The sequence below is a fragment of the Anabaena sp. FACHB-595 genome (assembly GCF_048568275.1).
Taxonomy (GTDB): Bacteria; Cyanobacteriota; Cyanobacteriia; order Cyanobacteriales; family Nostocaceae; genus Trichormus.
In genome coordinates, this window is record NZ_CP183473.1 from 4,056,284 (window position 1) to 4,071,839 (window position 15,556).

Sequence of the window (15,556 nt, forward strand, 5' to 3'; positions counted from 1 at the left end):
TTGTTTGTAGAGGGGGGTTAACGTAACTCCCCTCTTTTATTTTTTAATTATCTTCGTCTCCCGTCTCAGCCTGCTTCTCTGCTATCCTGAGTTTGGCGGAACGCGATCGCGGATTATTTGCAATCTCGTCGTCGGTAGCAATAATGGGTTTTTTCGTTAAAACTTTTAATAAAGGTGAATTTCTTAAACCGTGTTTTACTAAACGGTCTTCCAAACTGTGAAAACTGATAATGGCAATTCTGCCACCAGGGACAAGAGCTTTGGGAGCCTTTTCTATAAAAGTTTCTAAGGACTTCAACTCATCATTGACGACAATTCGCAAAGCTTGAAATACACGGGTAGCAGGATGAATCCTACCATAGCGGTATTTGGGGGGAACAGAAGAGGCGATCGCCTCAGCTAATTCTGTAGTTGTATGAAAAGGACGTTTTTCCACAATCCGTCTAGCAATACGTCGTGAGAGCCTTTCTTCACCATATTTGAAGAAAATATTTGCCAACTCAACTTCGTCCCAATCATTAATGACATCGGCGGCGCTAAGAGATTGTCTTTGATCCATCCGCATATCGAGACTCGCTTGATGACGGAAGCTAAAACCACGCTCTGGGGTATCTAGGTGATAAGAACTCACGCCTAAATCTGCCAGTACACCATCGAAACTAGTGGACGGGAAATCATAAGCAGCAAAATTACTCCGCACAAACTTTACTTGTTCCCCAAATTCTGCCAGCTCTTGCTTCGCGGCTGTTAAAGCATCCCCATCTTGGTCAACTGCTGTTAGCTTGACATCTGGCGCAGCCTCTAAAATCAACCGGCTGTGACCACCACCCCCTACCGTTACATCCAAATAACGCCCACCAGGACGCACCACCAGACCTGTAATCACTTCTTGCGGTAAAACAGGTAGATGAGAAAATATCGGTTCTTCTATAGTGAGCGGTGTTTTAGTCATTAGTCGTTAGTCAATAGTCAATGGTCAACAGTTAAAAAATTCCATCGCCTCAATTTCTTAAATATCGAGCTTTCCTATAATAATTGAAGAAGTGAAACAAAATGAAACATCAAGCAAAACCCCTCTGCTGCCCCCATCTCTCCAACATACTCCCGTATGAGCCATATATATTAAGGTTTGTCCCCAAGATGTTGCTCATAGGAATTTGATTTTGGCAGACGTGAGCGATCACCCACGGTGGGCGGTTACGCCATCGCGTCTGGATGGCATCAACGCGGTTCAACTCAAAATTTTCATAATGGGAGAACACGGAAATTTATGGCAAGAATAGAAACCCGCACTGAACCAATGGTGCTGAATATGGGGCCACACCATCCCTCAATGCACGGGGTTCTGCGGCTAATTGTCACTTTGGATGGTGAAGATGTCGTTGATTGTGAACCTGTAATCGGCTATCTGCACCGAGGAATGGAGAAAATCGCCGAAAACCGTACTACAGTCATGTACGTCCCCTACGTCAGCCGATGGGACTACGCCGCAGGAATGTTCAATGAAGCTGTCACCGTCAATGCACCGGAAAAGCTGGCTGGTGTTGCTGTTCCTAAACGCGCTAGCTACATCCGCGTCATCATGCTGGAACTGAATCGCATTGCTAACCACCTCCTGTGGTTCGGCCCCTTCCTGGCTGACGTAGGCGCACAAACTCCCTTCTTTTACCAGTTCCGAGAACGGGAGATGATTTACGATTTGTGGGAAGCCGCTACAGGCTACCGCATGGTAAATAACAACTACTTCCGTGTTGGTGGTGTAGCTGCGGATTTACCCTATGGCTGGGTAGATAAGTGTCTAGAATTTTGTGACTACTTCTTACCCGTAATTGATGAATACGAAAAGTTAGTTACCAATAATCCCATTTTCCGCCGTCGGATCGAAGGTATTGGCACAATTAGCCGCGAAGAAGCAATTAACTGGGGACTTTCCGGCCCGATGTTACGAGCTTCAGGCGTAAAATGGGACTTGCGGAAAGTTGACCATTACGAATGTTACGACGATTTCGACTGGGATGTACAGTGGGAGACAGCCGGCGATTGTTTAGCCCGTTACACCGTAAGAATGCGGGAAATGCGCGAATCTGTGAAGATTATCAAGCAAGCAATCAAAGGATTACCCGGAGGCCCCTACGAAAACCTGGAAGCCAAGCGTTTAGCAGCTGGGAAGAAATCGGAATGGGATGCTTTTGATTACCAATACATTGGCAAAAAAGTTTCTCCTACCTTCAAAATGCCCAAAGGTGAAATTTACGCCCGTGTGGAAAGCGGTAAAGGTGAACTAGGCATTTATCTGATTGGCGATGATAACGTATTTCCTTGGCGGTGGAAAATTCGCCCAGCCGATTTCAACAACCTGCAAATTCTTCCCCACTTACTACGAGGTATGAAAGTTGCGGATGTTGTGGTAATTCTCGGCAGTATTGACGTAATTATGGGTTCTGTAGATAGATAGCCATAGCAATACTGTTCCATTTGCAAGTCATGAAAGCTAAAGATTCCCGACACTCAAAGAAGTCGGGATTTTTTTTCGAGAAAATTAACAGTAACTATAGTAATCCGACTTGATTATTGAAAATATCTAAGTATCTGTAGGCATTGCCCACCTTACGTATATTTCAGAAATCAAACACTAGTACTATATCTTTCAAAAAAGTAAGTAAAACTAAAGAAATTGTTAATCTAACATTACATACTGTTACTTATTAATATACTAAGAGGAGAAAAATATTTAATTATTATAAATTTCTCATTTTATTTTACTAACGTTAAAGCCCAGGATTTATTTAGATCTTAATCAAAATAGTTATTGAATATAAGAATCCTAAAAAGCTTGTGTAAAAAGGTTTTCACCCTAATATTTTTTACTGATTATTCCTAACAGGATTGTTCAAATAAAGTCTGATAAATTACTATATAGATGCTGACAAAGTTGACTGATTCATCATTGTAAAACTGTGCAAATTCATTCTCACGCAGAATTTGATCCTAGTTCAAATAAACCGACTGAACAGGGTTTACAAAAAGTTCTCCAGCGTCTTGTCCAGACAATGCAGAGAGACGCATTAGTTAGACAAACGACAAATCAACTCAGAGAATCGCTGCAAGTTGATCGTGTGGTTTTGTATTATTTTTACTGGCAGTGGCACGGACAAGTTACCTTTGAAGCCTTGAGTTCCGAAGAATTTTCGATATTAGGGTCAACTGGGGCAGATGAATGTTTTAATGATGAGTATGCAGCACTGTATTTAGCTGGACGGACAAAAGCGATCGCCGACATTGAATCAGAACCCATCACCACTTGTCATCGGGACTTTCTCCGCACTCTACAAGTCCGCGCCAACCTAGTTGTACCAGTTTTAGTTCCCAAAGGATTATGGGGCTTACTAGTCGCGCATCACTGCCAAGGAACCCATGATTGGAAAGAATCAGACATAGAATTGATGCAGGCAGGAGCTAAAACCCTCGCAACATCGCCTTATATTTTGGAAAGTTGAACTACTTTCTACTCCCTGTCTTAATTTAACTTGTCTATGAATTCTCATTCAGCGCTACAAAAAGCTATAGCTCATCGCATTGCTACCAGTCCCAAAGCGCGAATCACTTTTGCAGAATATATGGACATGGCGCTTTACCATCCTGAACATGGTTACTATTCCAGCAATGCAGTCAATATTGGGTTTAAAGGCGGAGATTTTTTCACCTCAGTCAATTTAGGTGCTGACCTTGGTGATTTATTAGCAGAACAATTTGTACAAATGTGGGGTATTTTTGGGCAACCCACACCCTTTTATTTAGTGGAAATGGGCGCAGGGCAAGGATTGTTAGCCTTGCATATCCTGAAATATATACAGGTGCAGTATCCCAATTTATATAAAGCCTTAAAATATCTGATTGTCGAAAAATCCCCAGGCTTAAAGCAAGAACAACAGGAACGCTTACAAGGGTTTCCTGTGCGCTGGTGCAGTTGGGAGGAAATATCGCCTAACTCGATTACAGGCTGCTTTTTTTCCAATGAATTAGTAGACGCACTACCAGTGCATCAGTTCATCTTAGAGGGAGGGGAACTGAGGGAAATTTATCTAACTATGCAAGAAGATCAGGAAGCACAAGAAGCAAAAAATCTTTCCCCATCCCCTAATTACGAATTAACTGAAGTCGCAGCAGCGCCGTCTACACCTAAACTTGCAGAATATTTTGACTTAATAGGGATTAATTTGGCGCAAGGTGGTTATGAAGATGGCTATCGTAGTGAAATTAATTTGGCGGCTCTTGATTGGTTGAGTATAGTAGCAGACCGCTTGCAACGAGGGTATGTGATAACAATTGATTATGGCTATCCTGCCAGTCGTTATTATAATCCCAGGCGATCGCAAGGAACCCTACAGTGCTACTATCAACATCGTCATCACAACAACCCCTATATCAATATTGGTCAACAAGATATTACCGCCCATGTTGACTTTACAGCCTTGGAACGATGGGGCGATCGCTGCGGCTTAGAGAAACTTGGTTTTACCCAGCAAGCTTTATTTTTGATGGCTCTGGGTTTAGGAAGTCGCATTGCAGCCCTCTCCTATCAAGAAATACCAGTTTCTGAGTTACTCCACAGGCGACAAACACTACACCAGTTAATCGATCCCACAGGACTTGGGGGCTTTGGAGTTCTGATTCAAAGTAAGGGACTGACAAAAGAGGAAGCTTCTCAAGCACTCAAAGGATTATCTGTGCCAGAACTGGGGAAGTAGGGGGAGAAGACAACTGTACAGACGCGATTAATCGCGTCTCTGACTAATAATTAAAACTCTATTTAAGAATGCTGGATTGGCTGGATATAGACTAGCATAACAGTGATTACTATGAAGTCGAGCATCAGAGGGGAGTTACAATTATGACTGCTCATGACCTATTAATGTTGGTAACATTACTTAGTCCTGGCATCTTGCTTTCAGTTGTCATTATGGCAACTTTTGCCGCAGGAGGCTGATCGCTAGATCCGGACGTAGGGAGTAGAAAAAACGTAAATCTGTTCATTAACTACTCCCTGACAACCTACAATCAAACGATGGAAAAGCGGCTGAATCAAAGGAACGTAAAACATGAAGGTGGCATTTCTGGGAACTGGACTTATGGGACTACCAATGGCCCAAAGATTGTTAGCAGCAAATATAGAGGTAGTTGCCTATAACCGCACCCCAGAAAAACTAGCACCATTACAAGCAGCTGGCGCGGAAGTGGTGACACATCCCCGCTACGCAATTCGAGAAGCTGAGTGTGTCATCCTCATGCTGACCAACGCCGCAGCAATATATCATGTGTTGCTTTCGGATACTTCTTGGCGGACTCTCCAAGGACGCACCATCATTCAGATGGGAACCATTACCTCCACCCAAAGCCAAGAAATTCGAGATTCCATAGTGGGTGGTGGCGGCGAATATATAGAAGCACCAGTGTTAGGAAGTATTCCTGAAGCCCAAGCTGGTACTCTGACAGTAATGGTAGGCGCTGAACCTCAACAATATGAACGCTGCCTAAATTTACTCAAGAATTTTGGCCCAGATCCTTTACTTATAGGGCCAGTGGGAACTGCATCAGGCTTAAAACTAGCCCTAAATCAGCTCATTGCTTCCTTAACTACAAGCTTTGCCCTCAGTTTAGCTTTTGTGCAGCGTCAAGGTATTGATGTAGACAAATTTATGCAGGTACTACGCGAAAGTGCGCTGTATGCGCCAACTTTTGATAAAAAGCTGCAAAGGATGTTAGATGGCAATTATAGCAATCCCAACTTTCCGACAAAACACTTGCTCAAAGACACCGACTTGTTTATTTCCGAAGCTCAATACCTTGGTTTGGATCTCAGCAGTATTGAAACTGTGCAGAAACTTTTGCAAACAACCATGAAAATGTCATTTGCCAATGATGATTATTCTGCCCTATTTTCTGTCATCAGAGATTGGGGAGAAGCAAGTGGCGGTTAAGTGAATGGGTGACGAGAAAAAAAACAAATAACTATTGACTATTGACTAGAGTAAAGGTAGTAGGATTTCAAACTTTGTACCGATGCCTAGTTTGGAAGAGAAATTGAGTTTACCGCCATGTCTTGCTGTGATAATGCGATAACTAACGGCTAAACTTGTTTCTTTTTCCGTTCTTTTTTCTATAGAGAAATTTTCGCGGATTTGTTGTTGTAATTCCTCCGACATTCCTGTCCCATTATCAGCCACACAAATCGAAACCCAGCGCGAATCAGGTTCGTTGGGTCTGGTAGCTGCTTGAGAAATAACTTCCGTTGTAATTTCTATATTTGATTGCTTAACACTTTGTCCGGAATCTGGTTGCAATTGCCGTCGCACAGTTTCATCTAGCAAACTATCAACAGCGTGACTCAAAATATTCATCAATACTTGGTTTAACTGTCCTATAAAACAAGAGACCGGGGGAATTTTTCCATAATTTTTAATAATAGTGATTTCGCCTTTCAAACGGCTTTTAATTAAAATTACAATACTGTCTATCGATGCGTGTAAATCTACAGGTTTAGGATAAACTGCATCGATATGACAAAAGTTTTGTAAGCTAGTGACGAGTTTTTTTAGTCTTTCCGCACCGGAACGAGCGCTATTTAATGCTTTAGATAAATCTTTTTCTAGATAATCAAATTCAATTTCTTCTTTAATATCATTGATTTCCTCACAACCAGGAGATAGACATTCATCATAAGCAGCTATTAACTTCAGTAAATCTTGGCTGTAGTTAGAGATATAAGTTAAGTTACCCCAAATAAAACCTACAGGGTCTAAAATTTCGTGTGCTACTCCATCTACTAGCCTACCCAGTCTGGCCATTTTATCGTTTTGAATCATTTGGGCTTGGCTGCGTTCGTAGCGTACTTGAGTTTCTATACCACGAATTTGCCAAGCTGCAATATTCAATTCATGGGGATCTAGCAATCTGTAGGAATTGTCTGCTGTTTGTACTACTAGAGGTTCTGCTAAAAATTCAGGCGATCGCCTTAATATATGTTGCATGGCTGCCAAGATGGGTGTGGTATCAGCCAGCACTAAAACTGCTAAACGAGCATAACGATAGAGAACATCTAATGGTTCTTTAGCAAACAAATCTTGCCCATAGGGACGCATCAAAAACTCTATCAATCGCCGCCGGGACATCATCCCCGTAAACTTTCCTTGTTCTAGCAAAATTACCCCTGGTAACAAGGGATATTTATCAAAATACTTCGCTACTTCTACACCATTCAGGCTAACTTCCACCTGAAAAGTGTACATTGGTAGTTCTTGAATGGTGGAATCTAAACATAAATCGCGATCGCTACCTCTAGATAAAGTAGGTGGTGATATAAGGGGACAAAATTCTTGTGACACTTGATATTCTGATGTATACAAGGACTGACTAGTAAATAAGCCAACATTCTAGCTTCTGAGCTTACTACTGAAACTAAATTTAGTAAAACTAACACAAAAATCTTTTCAGCGTAAATGCTTAAATATAAAATAATGTTACCACTGTGATTTTACTTAAGTCGGATCATCGATTTTTGGCAGATTGGGCTTGCAAGTTGAAAGTTTTTATAGTAAAAAATCAACCAAAGCGAAAAACAATTGCCCCGAAGATCAAAAAGATTCACTTTTTAAGTTAGCGATGACAACAATTTATGGGAATACTCATAGCCAATAACAGCCTAAAACCTTTACAGGTGCTATGGGATAGGTCTCATAACCGATTATCACAGTGATCCCCTGTTATTTAAAAAGTATGAATACTTGATGAAAATGCCCGGAAGTTAATACTTTAAAGAGCTAATTGACAGTAAGTATAAATCTTAGGTAATGAAAATTTATGTAACTCTATACCCAGTCTGCTAATATCGGAACTATTTACACAAGAGAACAATCATAAGAATGTTCATTGCCAGTAAATTCACTCATATAAACATGACTATGGGCTGACTCATCAGCATCAATCATTGCTTACACTCAACTAGAAACCCGGAAGTAACTTATTTTGCAAATTTTATCTTGCGTTCTCACTAAATGTGTTTGATCCCCGTTTCGATAGAATGACTAGGCTTAACTTTAAAAATCCACAGCGCTTTTGACTGCGACACCCATGAATCAACTGAACAATGGTTTCACAATATTTCTGAGTTTGCTAGTCGAGGCGATGCCCTTTTTGCTACTTGGGGTTTTATTCTCCAGTTTGCTGCTGTTTTTTGTAGATGAGCGCAAATTAGTAGAAAAAATGCCCAGAAATCCCTTATTAGGTGCTTTAGTTGGCAGTATGGTCGGCTTTTTGTTTCCAGTATGTGAATGCGGAAATGTACCAGTGGCGCGGCGCTTGCTGATGCAAGGAGTACCTACACCCGTAGCGGTTGGTTTTTTACTAGCAGCACCCACAATTAACCCAATTGTGATTTGGGCAACATGGACAGCATTTAGGGAACAACCAGAAATAGTAGTTTTCCGTGTGATATTTTCGTTGTTAATCGCCACAATCATCGGTTTTGTTTTCAGTTTTCAAGCAGACTTAGAACCCATAGTCCAACCAGCGATCGCCCGTTATTTAAAATTTAATCCCCCAGCCAAACCAGATACGAAACGCCGGGGTAGATACTCTACAACAAAAGACACCAATACACCCAGTATGTTACGTTCTGGGACTTATATTTTAGGTGGTCGAGCAGGTGGTATTCCAACGCGACTAGATGCTAACCTAGCCCCGGTAAATGAGGCTAGCAGCAACAGTAAACCGTTGAGAGATAAACTACGCCTGTTACTAGATAACAGCATCCAAGAGTTGCGGGAGTTGGGCGCAGTCATGGTAATTGGCAGCGCGATCGCCGCAGCTATTCAAGTTCTAGCGCCTCGTGAATTAATCCTCAGTCTAGGTTCCGGCCCGATTACCTCAATTCTCGTCATGCTAGTGTTAGCCGCAGTAGTATCCATCTGTTCTACTGTCGATGCGTTTTTTGCCCTATCATTCGCCGCAACATTCAGCAGTGGATCGTTATTAGCCTTTCTCGTCTTTGGGCCCATGATCGACATCAAAAGTGTTGGCTTGATGTTATCCATATTCAAACCCAAAGCGATTTTTTACCTATTCGCGTTAGCTGGTCTACTGACATTCCTGTTCACCCTTTTTATCAACTTGCACGTTATTTGATATTTCATCAGTTGTCAGGTGTCCTTGGTCAGTTGTTTTTCTGACTATTGACCACTGGCTACTGACCACTGACTATTGACTAATAACCAATGACTAAATCTCAAATACCAAATAAACTGCTCTCTTGGCTAGATGTCTTGGCAATTACCGCCTGGGGCGTATTAATGCTGAGATATTGGCTAACTGGCAAGCTCAATTTATTAATTCACCCCAATTATTTTGCATTGGTGGTTGTAGCGGGTATTGTCTTATTAATTATTGGCTTTGCTAAAGCTCATGAACTGTGGCGCTTACGTCCTCGTGATGTCACCCCCAACCCCCAGCACATCACTTTTTTTGCTCCTGGCTGGGGTAGTGGCTTACTGCTATTTACGGCGATTTTAGGCTTTATTATTACACCACAAGTATTTGCCAGTGATAAAGCACTCCAGAGGGGTGTGACAGACTTATTAAGCACCTCACGCCTGCAACCCCAATCCTTCCGCGCCTCTACGCGTCCAGAAGAGCGATCGCTTGTAGATTGGGTACGCACAGTCAATGTCTATCCCGAACCAGACTCATATACAGGTCAAAAAGCCAAGGTGCAAGGATTTGTCATCCATCCCCCAGATATTGGCAAAGAATATATATTCCTCGCTAGATTTGTCCTCACCTGCTGCGCCGCAGATGCTTATCCTGTAGGTTTACCAGTCAAATTAGCAGCTAATCAAGAACGGTACTCTCCCGACACTTGGTTAGAAGTAGAAGGAAAAATGACCACCGAAACCTTAAGTGGTAAACGTCAATTAACGATCGCCGCTACCTCTATCAAAAAGATTCCCCAACCAGCAAATCCATATAGTTATTAGTCAATAGTTAATAGTCCACAACGAACAACTGACAACCAACAACTGACCAATGACTACCAAACCCTTTCTCCAACCACTAGATCGCGTGGCGATCGCTCTCATGTTAATTTTGAGTTTGTTGATTGGACTGCTGATCTTACAAGGTGATGTTGTTGCTTCTCGTGTACGCGATTTTACCTGGGAAAATCAAAAAATCGGTGCCGAAGATACCTCTTTTGCCGTCACCTTTAGCCGTCCAATGAACATCAAAAGCGTAGAAGATAACTTGAAAATCGAACCGCCTTTAGCAGGGAAATTCAGTTGGGCCGGGCGACGGATGGTTTATACTCTGCTGACACCAGCCCCCTATGGAACGAATTATAAATTACAGTTGCAGGACGCTAAAGATAGATTTGCCGAAAAAGAACAAACAAATCGGGTAATTCAGCCCTTTACTAGTCAATTTCGCACACGCGATCGCGTCATTCTCTACATTGGAGCCGGTCAACAAGACCAAGGACAACTAGTACTTTACAACTTATCTTTAGAACAGAAAAAGGTACTTAGTCCCAAAGACTTAGTGGTGATGGATTTTAAACCATACCCCAATGGAGAAAAAATCTTATTCTCGGCTCGCGCTGCCAACAATCAAGACTTACTTTCAGCACAATTGTACACGGTCACAACCGGTATCCCCGCCAAATCTGATACACCAGCAGAACCAGCAGGGAAAATCGACTTAGTTTTAGATAATAAAGACTATCAAAACCTGAAATTCGACTTATCTCCCGATGGCGAAACTATCGTGATTCAACGGGGAAATAGAAACAATCCTAGTGATTTTGGTCTGTGGTTTATCTCAGCTACCAGCAACTCAGGACAAAGACCCGTTCCACAACGTCTGCAAAGCCAGCCTGGGGGAGATTTCATGATTACCCCTGATAGTAAGGCCGTAGCCGTAGCCCAAGGGCAAGGAGCCGCCATTCTACCACTACAAAAAGATGCCAGCAAACCCCTAGATTTTCTTCCCCAGTTTGGACTGGTACAGGCATTCTCCAAAGATGGCTCTCAAGCAGCAATGGTGAAATTTAATACAGATTTCACAAAAGAATTATTTTTAGTCACAAACCAAAGTGTCCAAAAACCCTTGTTAAAAACTACAGGTTCAATCCTCAGTTGCCAATTTGATCCAGGCTTACCCACCCTTTATTGCTTGCTGACACAGCTTGTATCTCAAGAACAGTACATAGAACAGCCTTATCTAGTAGCAATTGACTTAAAAACAGGACAGCAAAAACCATTGCTGGTGCTACCCATAGAACAAAGAAACGTGCAGATGAGCTTATCACCGGATGGTTTAGGCTTGTTATTTGACCAAGTAGTTCCCCAAACCAATCCTAATGCACCTGCCACTGGAGCCTTGAAAACAGATGACGGTGAAGCGATCGCTACCAGTAATCTTTGGCTAATGCCCCTACTACCCATTTCTGACACAGCCATCAGTTCTATCAGACCAGAAAAGCTACCCTTCATCGGATTTCATCCCCGTTGGCTACCGTGAGGCAAGGAGCAACAATAAAAACCAATGACTAATGACTACTGACTATTGACACCTGACTCTTACCCTTTTCAATTTTTAACTTTTCTGAGCTAGGCATTTGATAAATTATATACAGAGACAGTATTTATCCCGCCTCTGACCTTGTACCAGCAAGCCACCTACCATATAACTGTTTATAAAAGCCAAGCAGCCTTGAATCTTTATTAGGTATCTGTACTGCGGTGCATATATTTGTAGCATTTGAACTTGAAACCCTCGTCAGGTCTAAGGTTGACGGGGGGCAAGCTCATAATGTTATAACGACATCAGTTATGTATGCAAAATAGGGAACACTGAATCAATGAATAATTACCTGTGTTAGGGGCAGTCTAACTTGGCTGATCCAACCCCCAAGCACTTGAAAAGTATCCTAGCGGTAGCAATGCTAGGCGTTTTTAAGTGGGTGGTTCAAGAGTGATGAATGAAGCTAACACCTCAAATAATAGGGCTGTGATGGAATCTCCTAATTCTTCTGCTAATTCACTACAACCGGAACAGACAATCTGTCCTTTCTATACAGTTGTGCCTTCTGAAAACACAACTAATGCCAAATTGCCCCTCCTGAATCCAGCAGAAGATGAGCAGGACGAGATCCCAACAGCCGATTCTCCTCAAGATGAAAAACAGCAGGATTGGGTGGGGGAGCCTGATGGCGAAAAGCAAGCACAGGTAGAAACTGAATTTCAGAAGTTATTGGCATTGAATGAGGAATTGCGGGCGGCAAATAATCAGTTATACCAGCGAGTAGAACATTTACAAGATGACTTAGCTGAGTCAGAAAAGGCTTTACAGTGGCAGAAAAGACGCTCCAGTGTCACTGAGTCGATGCTCAATCAACAAGCTCAAGAACTAGCCGCAGCCCAAGAACAAATTCAATCACTGTTCCAACAGTTAGAAACTGCCGTCCAAACGACTCAACGTCAAGAAATTCTGATTGATAGTTATAAAGCCCAATTGCAAATTAGTCAACAGCGCATTGCTCAATTAGAACGGGAATGTTCTTTATTACAAACTAACTATAGCGAACAGTCCCAACAAGTCGTCCAGTCAGAAAACGCTTGTCGAGAATTGCGTACTCGACTGATGCGACAGCAACGCCAAACTTTGCAATTTAAAGCGGCGCTAGAAAAATGTCTAGAGACATCGATCCCCAATTATGAATCTCCCGACGAGGATACTAGCAATACTCAAAATACAGTTCCCCACAAAACCCGATTTGCTAGAAAAGCACGCTCTTTGTTTCCCAACGCCGAACCGATAAAACCTTGGACAGCAGAAGCAGATTCTCAAGAAGAGGATACCAATCAATCTTGGGAAGAGCCTAAAACACCCCGCCCTTTCACCAGCGATTACTCAATGCCTAATCCGCCTTCTCTCTGGAATTGGCCAGTGAAGGATAAGGAGAAGGAAGATATACGCATAATCTCCCAGCCACCAGAACCCGCACCAAAAGAAGATGAGTCGCCTATTCCTCCTGAAGAAGCCCCATCTGTGGGTTCAGCAGAATTAGATCAGCAAATAGATAGTCTCATTCAAATGTTTTTTGCCTCCCAACCAGGAGGTATGCCACCAACACCACCAGCATCCGAAGCAGTCGGAGAAAATACCCCAGTGGATACAACTATCTGGGAAACTTCCGCTACTAGTGTCGAGGAAGAGGAGACCCCAGAGCAGTTATGGGAACCAATGGTAGAAGTAAGCCCCTCTCCCACTAATTCTTCATTTTCCTTTACTGTATCTCCTACTGAAAAACCTGCCGAAGTACCAGAGCAGGATCATTCAGCCGCTTCACCCGTGAATGAGGTGGAGTTTCCCATGACTGACTTAGCACCAGATTCATTTGATGAATTTGCGAACGATACTCAATCACCTTCACCTGTGGTTTATCCCCAACGACCACGGAAGGGGCGTAAATCTTTAGCGTCGGTGGAATTGCCGAATTTTCACAAGCCTAATGGTCAATAGTCATGTATTGCCAATTTCTTGTGTTGAGTGTTAAGCGTTAACCATCAATATTAGGGAAATGTTGGGTTTCACTACGTTCTAATCAACCTACATTTATTGTTCATCCAGATCATCTGGAAAGAGATGCCCTCCACTGCGTTACTTAACACCACTTGCCCACAAGCGGACAAAAACGGATAGGAACGCAAACCTGTTAAACCTAAAACCAAAATTAACCCGATCAAAAGTTAAGAATTAAGTAATTTTGATGGGAAAACTTAGGTATAAATGTATAAATAAAACAACTAAATACCCATACTCCACCAAGCCAAAATTGACTAGGTTCAAACTCTGCCTATTAACCTTAACTATGAGCTTAACTCTCAGTAGTTGCACACCTGAGAGAAGAACAATGTTGCGGATAACTACCGAGAGATTTCACGACCAGGTAGTTGAAGCCATTACCTCAATTAAGGAAATCTATACACTGAAAAATGTGCCACTAGACCCTAAATTATCTCGTGAATTAATCACTCAACAATTGCTTACAGACCCTAGTATTAACTTTAGGGATATTCCAGAAGTAGACAAAATTATCACGCAAGATGAAGAGACAAACAGACAACCATCAAATTTTGACATAGAGTTAGATAATTTAACTGTTGAATATGACACAGCCTTAGAGATATTTCAAAATCTGGAAAACATAGATTATGGCAGTTCGAGAATAGTTTCTCAATCGGCTCAACCTGCAAGATGTTTAACAGTAAAAATGTTACTCTTAGCTAAACAAATTCAAGAAAGACCGCCAAAACCCAACAATCCCCAACGGGTACTGATTAGCGTTAAACTACAACAACTGCGGAAACTATATAATAGTCCCAATTCATCCTTATCCGCAGAAGAAATTAAGCGCCAAGTTGCGGAACAAATAGATGAATGGCTGAAAGTAAATGCGTTTGAACAAGCAGCCATTGAAGATACTACAACTAAACTTTTAATCGCTGCGGATACTGGACGACAACTATCAAAATTAATTGATGACTATTCAAGTGTAAATTTTGAAGTAATTGCTAGTAGAGTTACCCAAATTATGGGTTTAACAACCAGTATTACCAGGCGAAATTATAGCTCTACACAAACTAAGCTAAAAAATATAGAGAGATTAATTACAGAAGACAAAACCTTAAGAGAATTTATGACAGAGGTATCTTTCAAAAGACCACAGTCACAAACTTCAAAATCTCCTCTATGTCAACAGCTTTAATTACAACTCTCATCTCTCATCTACTTAGTATGAGAAAGCATAATCAATCATAACTTAATAATTTATATGTCTAACAATGACGAAATTCTTAATAAACTACAAACCATAGTTTACCAACTACAAGTTGTCTCTAGCAATCAAATAGATGTACTTGAACTAAATCAAATAGAAACAGATTTAGAGAGTATCTTACCGCAACTCCAATTTGAAATGACAGATGCGAGAATGGATGGTAATTGGGCAGAAGCTAATGAGTTAAGGGAAGCATATGAAGAATGTAAAAACGCACTTGAACGCGTCAGGGCGGCAATTATTAAGTCTACTATAATTGGGATTAATCAAGAAAATTTAACTGAGATGCGGAGGATATTAGATGAAGTTCAAACTACCTCGAAAACTCAAAAAAAGCTAAAGTTGATTGTTTCTTCACTGCGCTTGGTGCAAAAGTTATTTAGATAGGACTTACGCACATAGGTTGTCTGTTGAGACCGGGTGTAAGGGTGTAGGGGTGTAAGGGTTTCAAACAGTTATACACGCCAGTTTGTACCCTGCGGGTTCCGCTTTAGCGGTACAAGTCGGGAAACTCCTTCGGATACTCCTACGGAGAAGCAAGCTACGGCAGTCCACCCGGCGGCATAGCCGCACGTGTGGCTGCACTCATCGCCCACGCAACTGGCTCCCCTACACCCCTATACCCTTCTCCGACGCGGAGAGGGGCTTTGAGTACTATGGGGGTTA

At 42.0% G+C, this 15,556-nt stretch carries 12 protein-coding genes; 10 read left to right on the plus strand and 2 right to left on the minus strand.

Annotated elements, in window-relative coordinates:
* Positions 1-43 precede the first annotated feature (43 nt).
* Positions 44-952: a 16S rRNA (cytosine(1402)-N(4))-methyltransferase RsmH gene (rsmH, locus tag ACN222_RS16785; RefSeq protein ID WP_010997505.1), complete on the minus strand. Its 909-nt coding sequence runs from the start codon at positions 950-952 to the stop codon at positions 44-46.
* Between the two features lie 318 nt (positions 953-1,270).
* On the opposite strand from rsmH, the gene ACN222_RS16790 reads away from it, so the two are divergent.
* The 4 genes from ACN222_RS16790 to ACN222_RS16805 all read left to right on the plus strand — a co-directional run bounded on the left by ACN222_RS16790 (position 1,271) and on the right by ACN222_RS16805 (position 5,978).
* The gene (locus tag ACN222_RS16790) at positions 1,271-2,455 is read left to right on the plus strand and encodes an NAD(P)H-quinone oxidoreductase subunit H (RefSeq protein WP_010997506.1); all 1,185 of its coding nucleotides are present in this window, start codon (positions 1,271-1,273) and stop codon (positions 2,453-2,455) included.
* 502 nt (positions 2,456-2,957) lie between these two features.
* Complete coding sequence (locus ACN222_RS16795) at positions 2,958-3,497, plus strand: GAF domain-containing protein (protein ID WP_010997507.1); 540 nt, start codon at positions 2,958-2,960, stop codon at positions 3,495-3,497.
* A 36-nt stretch (positions 3,498-3,533) separates the two neighbouring features.
* The gene (locus ACN222_RS16800; RefSeq protein ID WP_010997508.1) at positions 3,534-4,748 is read left to right on the plus strand and encodes a class I SAM-dependent methyltransferase; all 1,215 of its coding nucleotides are present in this window, start codon (positions 3,534-3,536) and stop codon (positions 4,746-4,748) included.
* Between the two features lie 351 nt (positions 4,749-5,099).
* Entirely contained in the window at positions 5,100-5,978 is an 879-nt protein-coding gene (locus tag ACN222_RS16805; RefSeq protein WP_010997509.1) for an NAD(P)-dependent oxidoreductase, read from the plus strand.
* 45 nt (positions 5,979-6,023) lie between these two features.
* On the opposite strand, the gene ACN222_RS16810 is transcribed toward ACN222_RS16805, so the two are convergent.
* Positions 6,024-7,382, minus strand: coding sequence for a sensor histidine kinase (locus tag ACN222_RS16810; protein WP_044521723.1), 1,359 nt, complete (start codon positions 7,380-7,382; stop codon positions 6,024-6,026).
* 745 nt (positions 7,383-8,127) lie between these two features.
* Between ACN222_RS16810 and ACN222_RS16815 the strand changes: the two genes are divergently transcribed.
* The 6 genes from ACN222_RS16815 to ACN222_RS16840 all read left to right on the plus strand — a co-directional run bounded on the left by ACN222_RS16815 (position 8,128) and on the right by ACN222_RS16840 (position 15,277).
* Positions 8,128-9,180, plus strand: coding sequence for a permease (locus ACN222_RS16815; protein WP_010997512.1), 1,053 nt, complete (start codon positions 8,128-8,130; stop codon positions 9,178-9,180).
* A gap of 89 nt (positions 9,181-9,269) precedes the next feature.
* Positions 9,270-10,028 (plus strand): TIGR03943 family putative permease subunit, encoded by a 759-nt coding sequence (locus ACN222_RS16820; protein WP_419756864.1) that lies wholly within the window; start codon positions 9,270-9,272, stop codon positions 10,026-10,028.
* A gap of 49 nt (positions 10,029-10,077) precedes the next feature.
* A complete protein-coding gene (locus ACN222_RS16825; protein WP_010997514.1) occupies positions 10,078-11,568 on the plus strand; it encodes a hypothetical protein in 1,491 nt (496 codons plus the stop codon).
* 456 nt (positions 11,569-12,024) lie between these two features.
* Positions 12,025-13,572 carry a hypothetical protein gene (locus tag ACN222_RS16830; protein ID WP_190449575.1) on the plus strand — a complete coding sequence of 516 codons (1,548 nt, stop codon included), beginning with the start codon at positions 12,025-12,027 and terminating at the stop codon, positions 13,570-13,572.
* A gap of 391 nt (positions 13,573-13,963) precedes the next feature.
* Complete coding sequence (locus ACN222_RS16835) at positions 13,964-14,818, plus strand: hypothetical protein (protein ID WP_044521726.1); 855 nt, start codon at positions 13,964-13,966, stop codon at positions 14,816-14,818.
* A 66-nt stretch (positions 14,819-14,884) separates the two neighbouring features.
* Positions 14,885-15,277, plus strand: a complete 393-nt coding sequence (locus tag ACN222_RS16840) for a hypothetical protein (RefSeq protein ID WP_010997517.1) — start codon at positions 14,885-14,887, stop codon at positions 15,275-15,277.
* Positions 15,278-15,556: the final 279 nt, after the last annotated feature.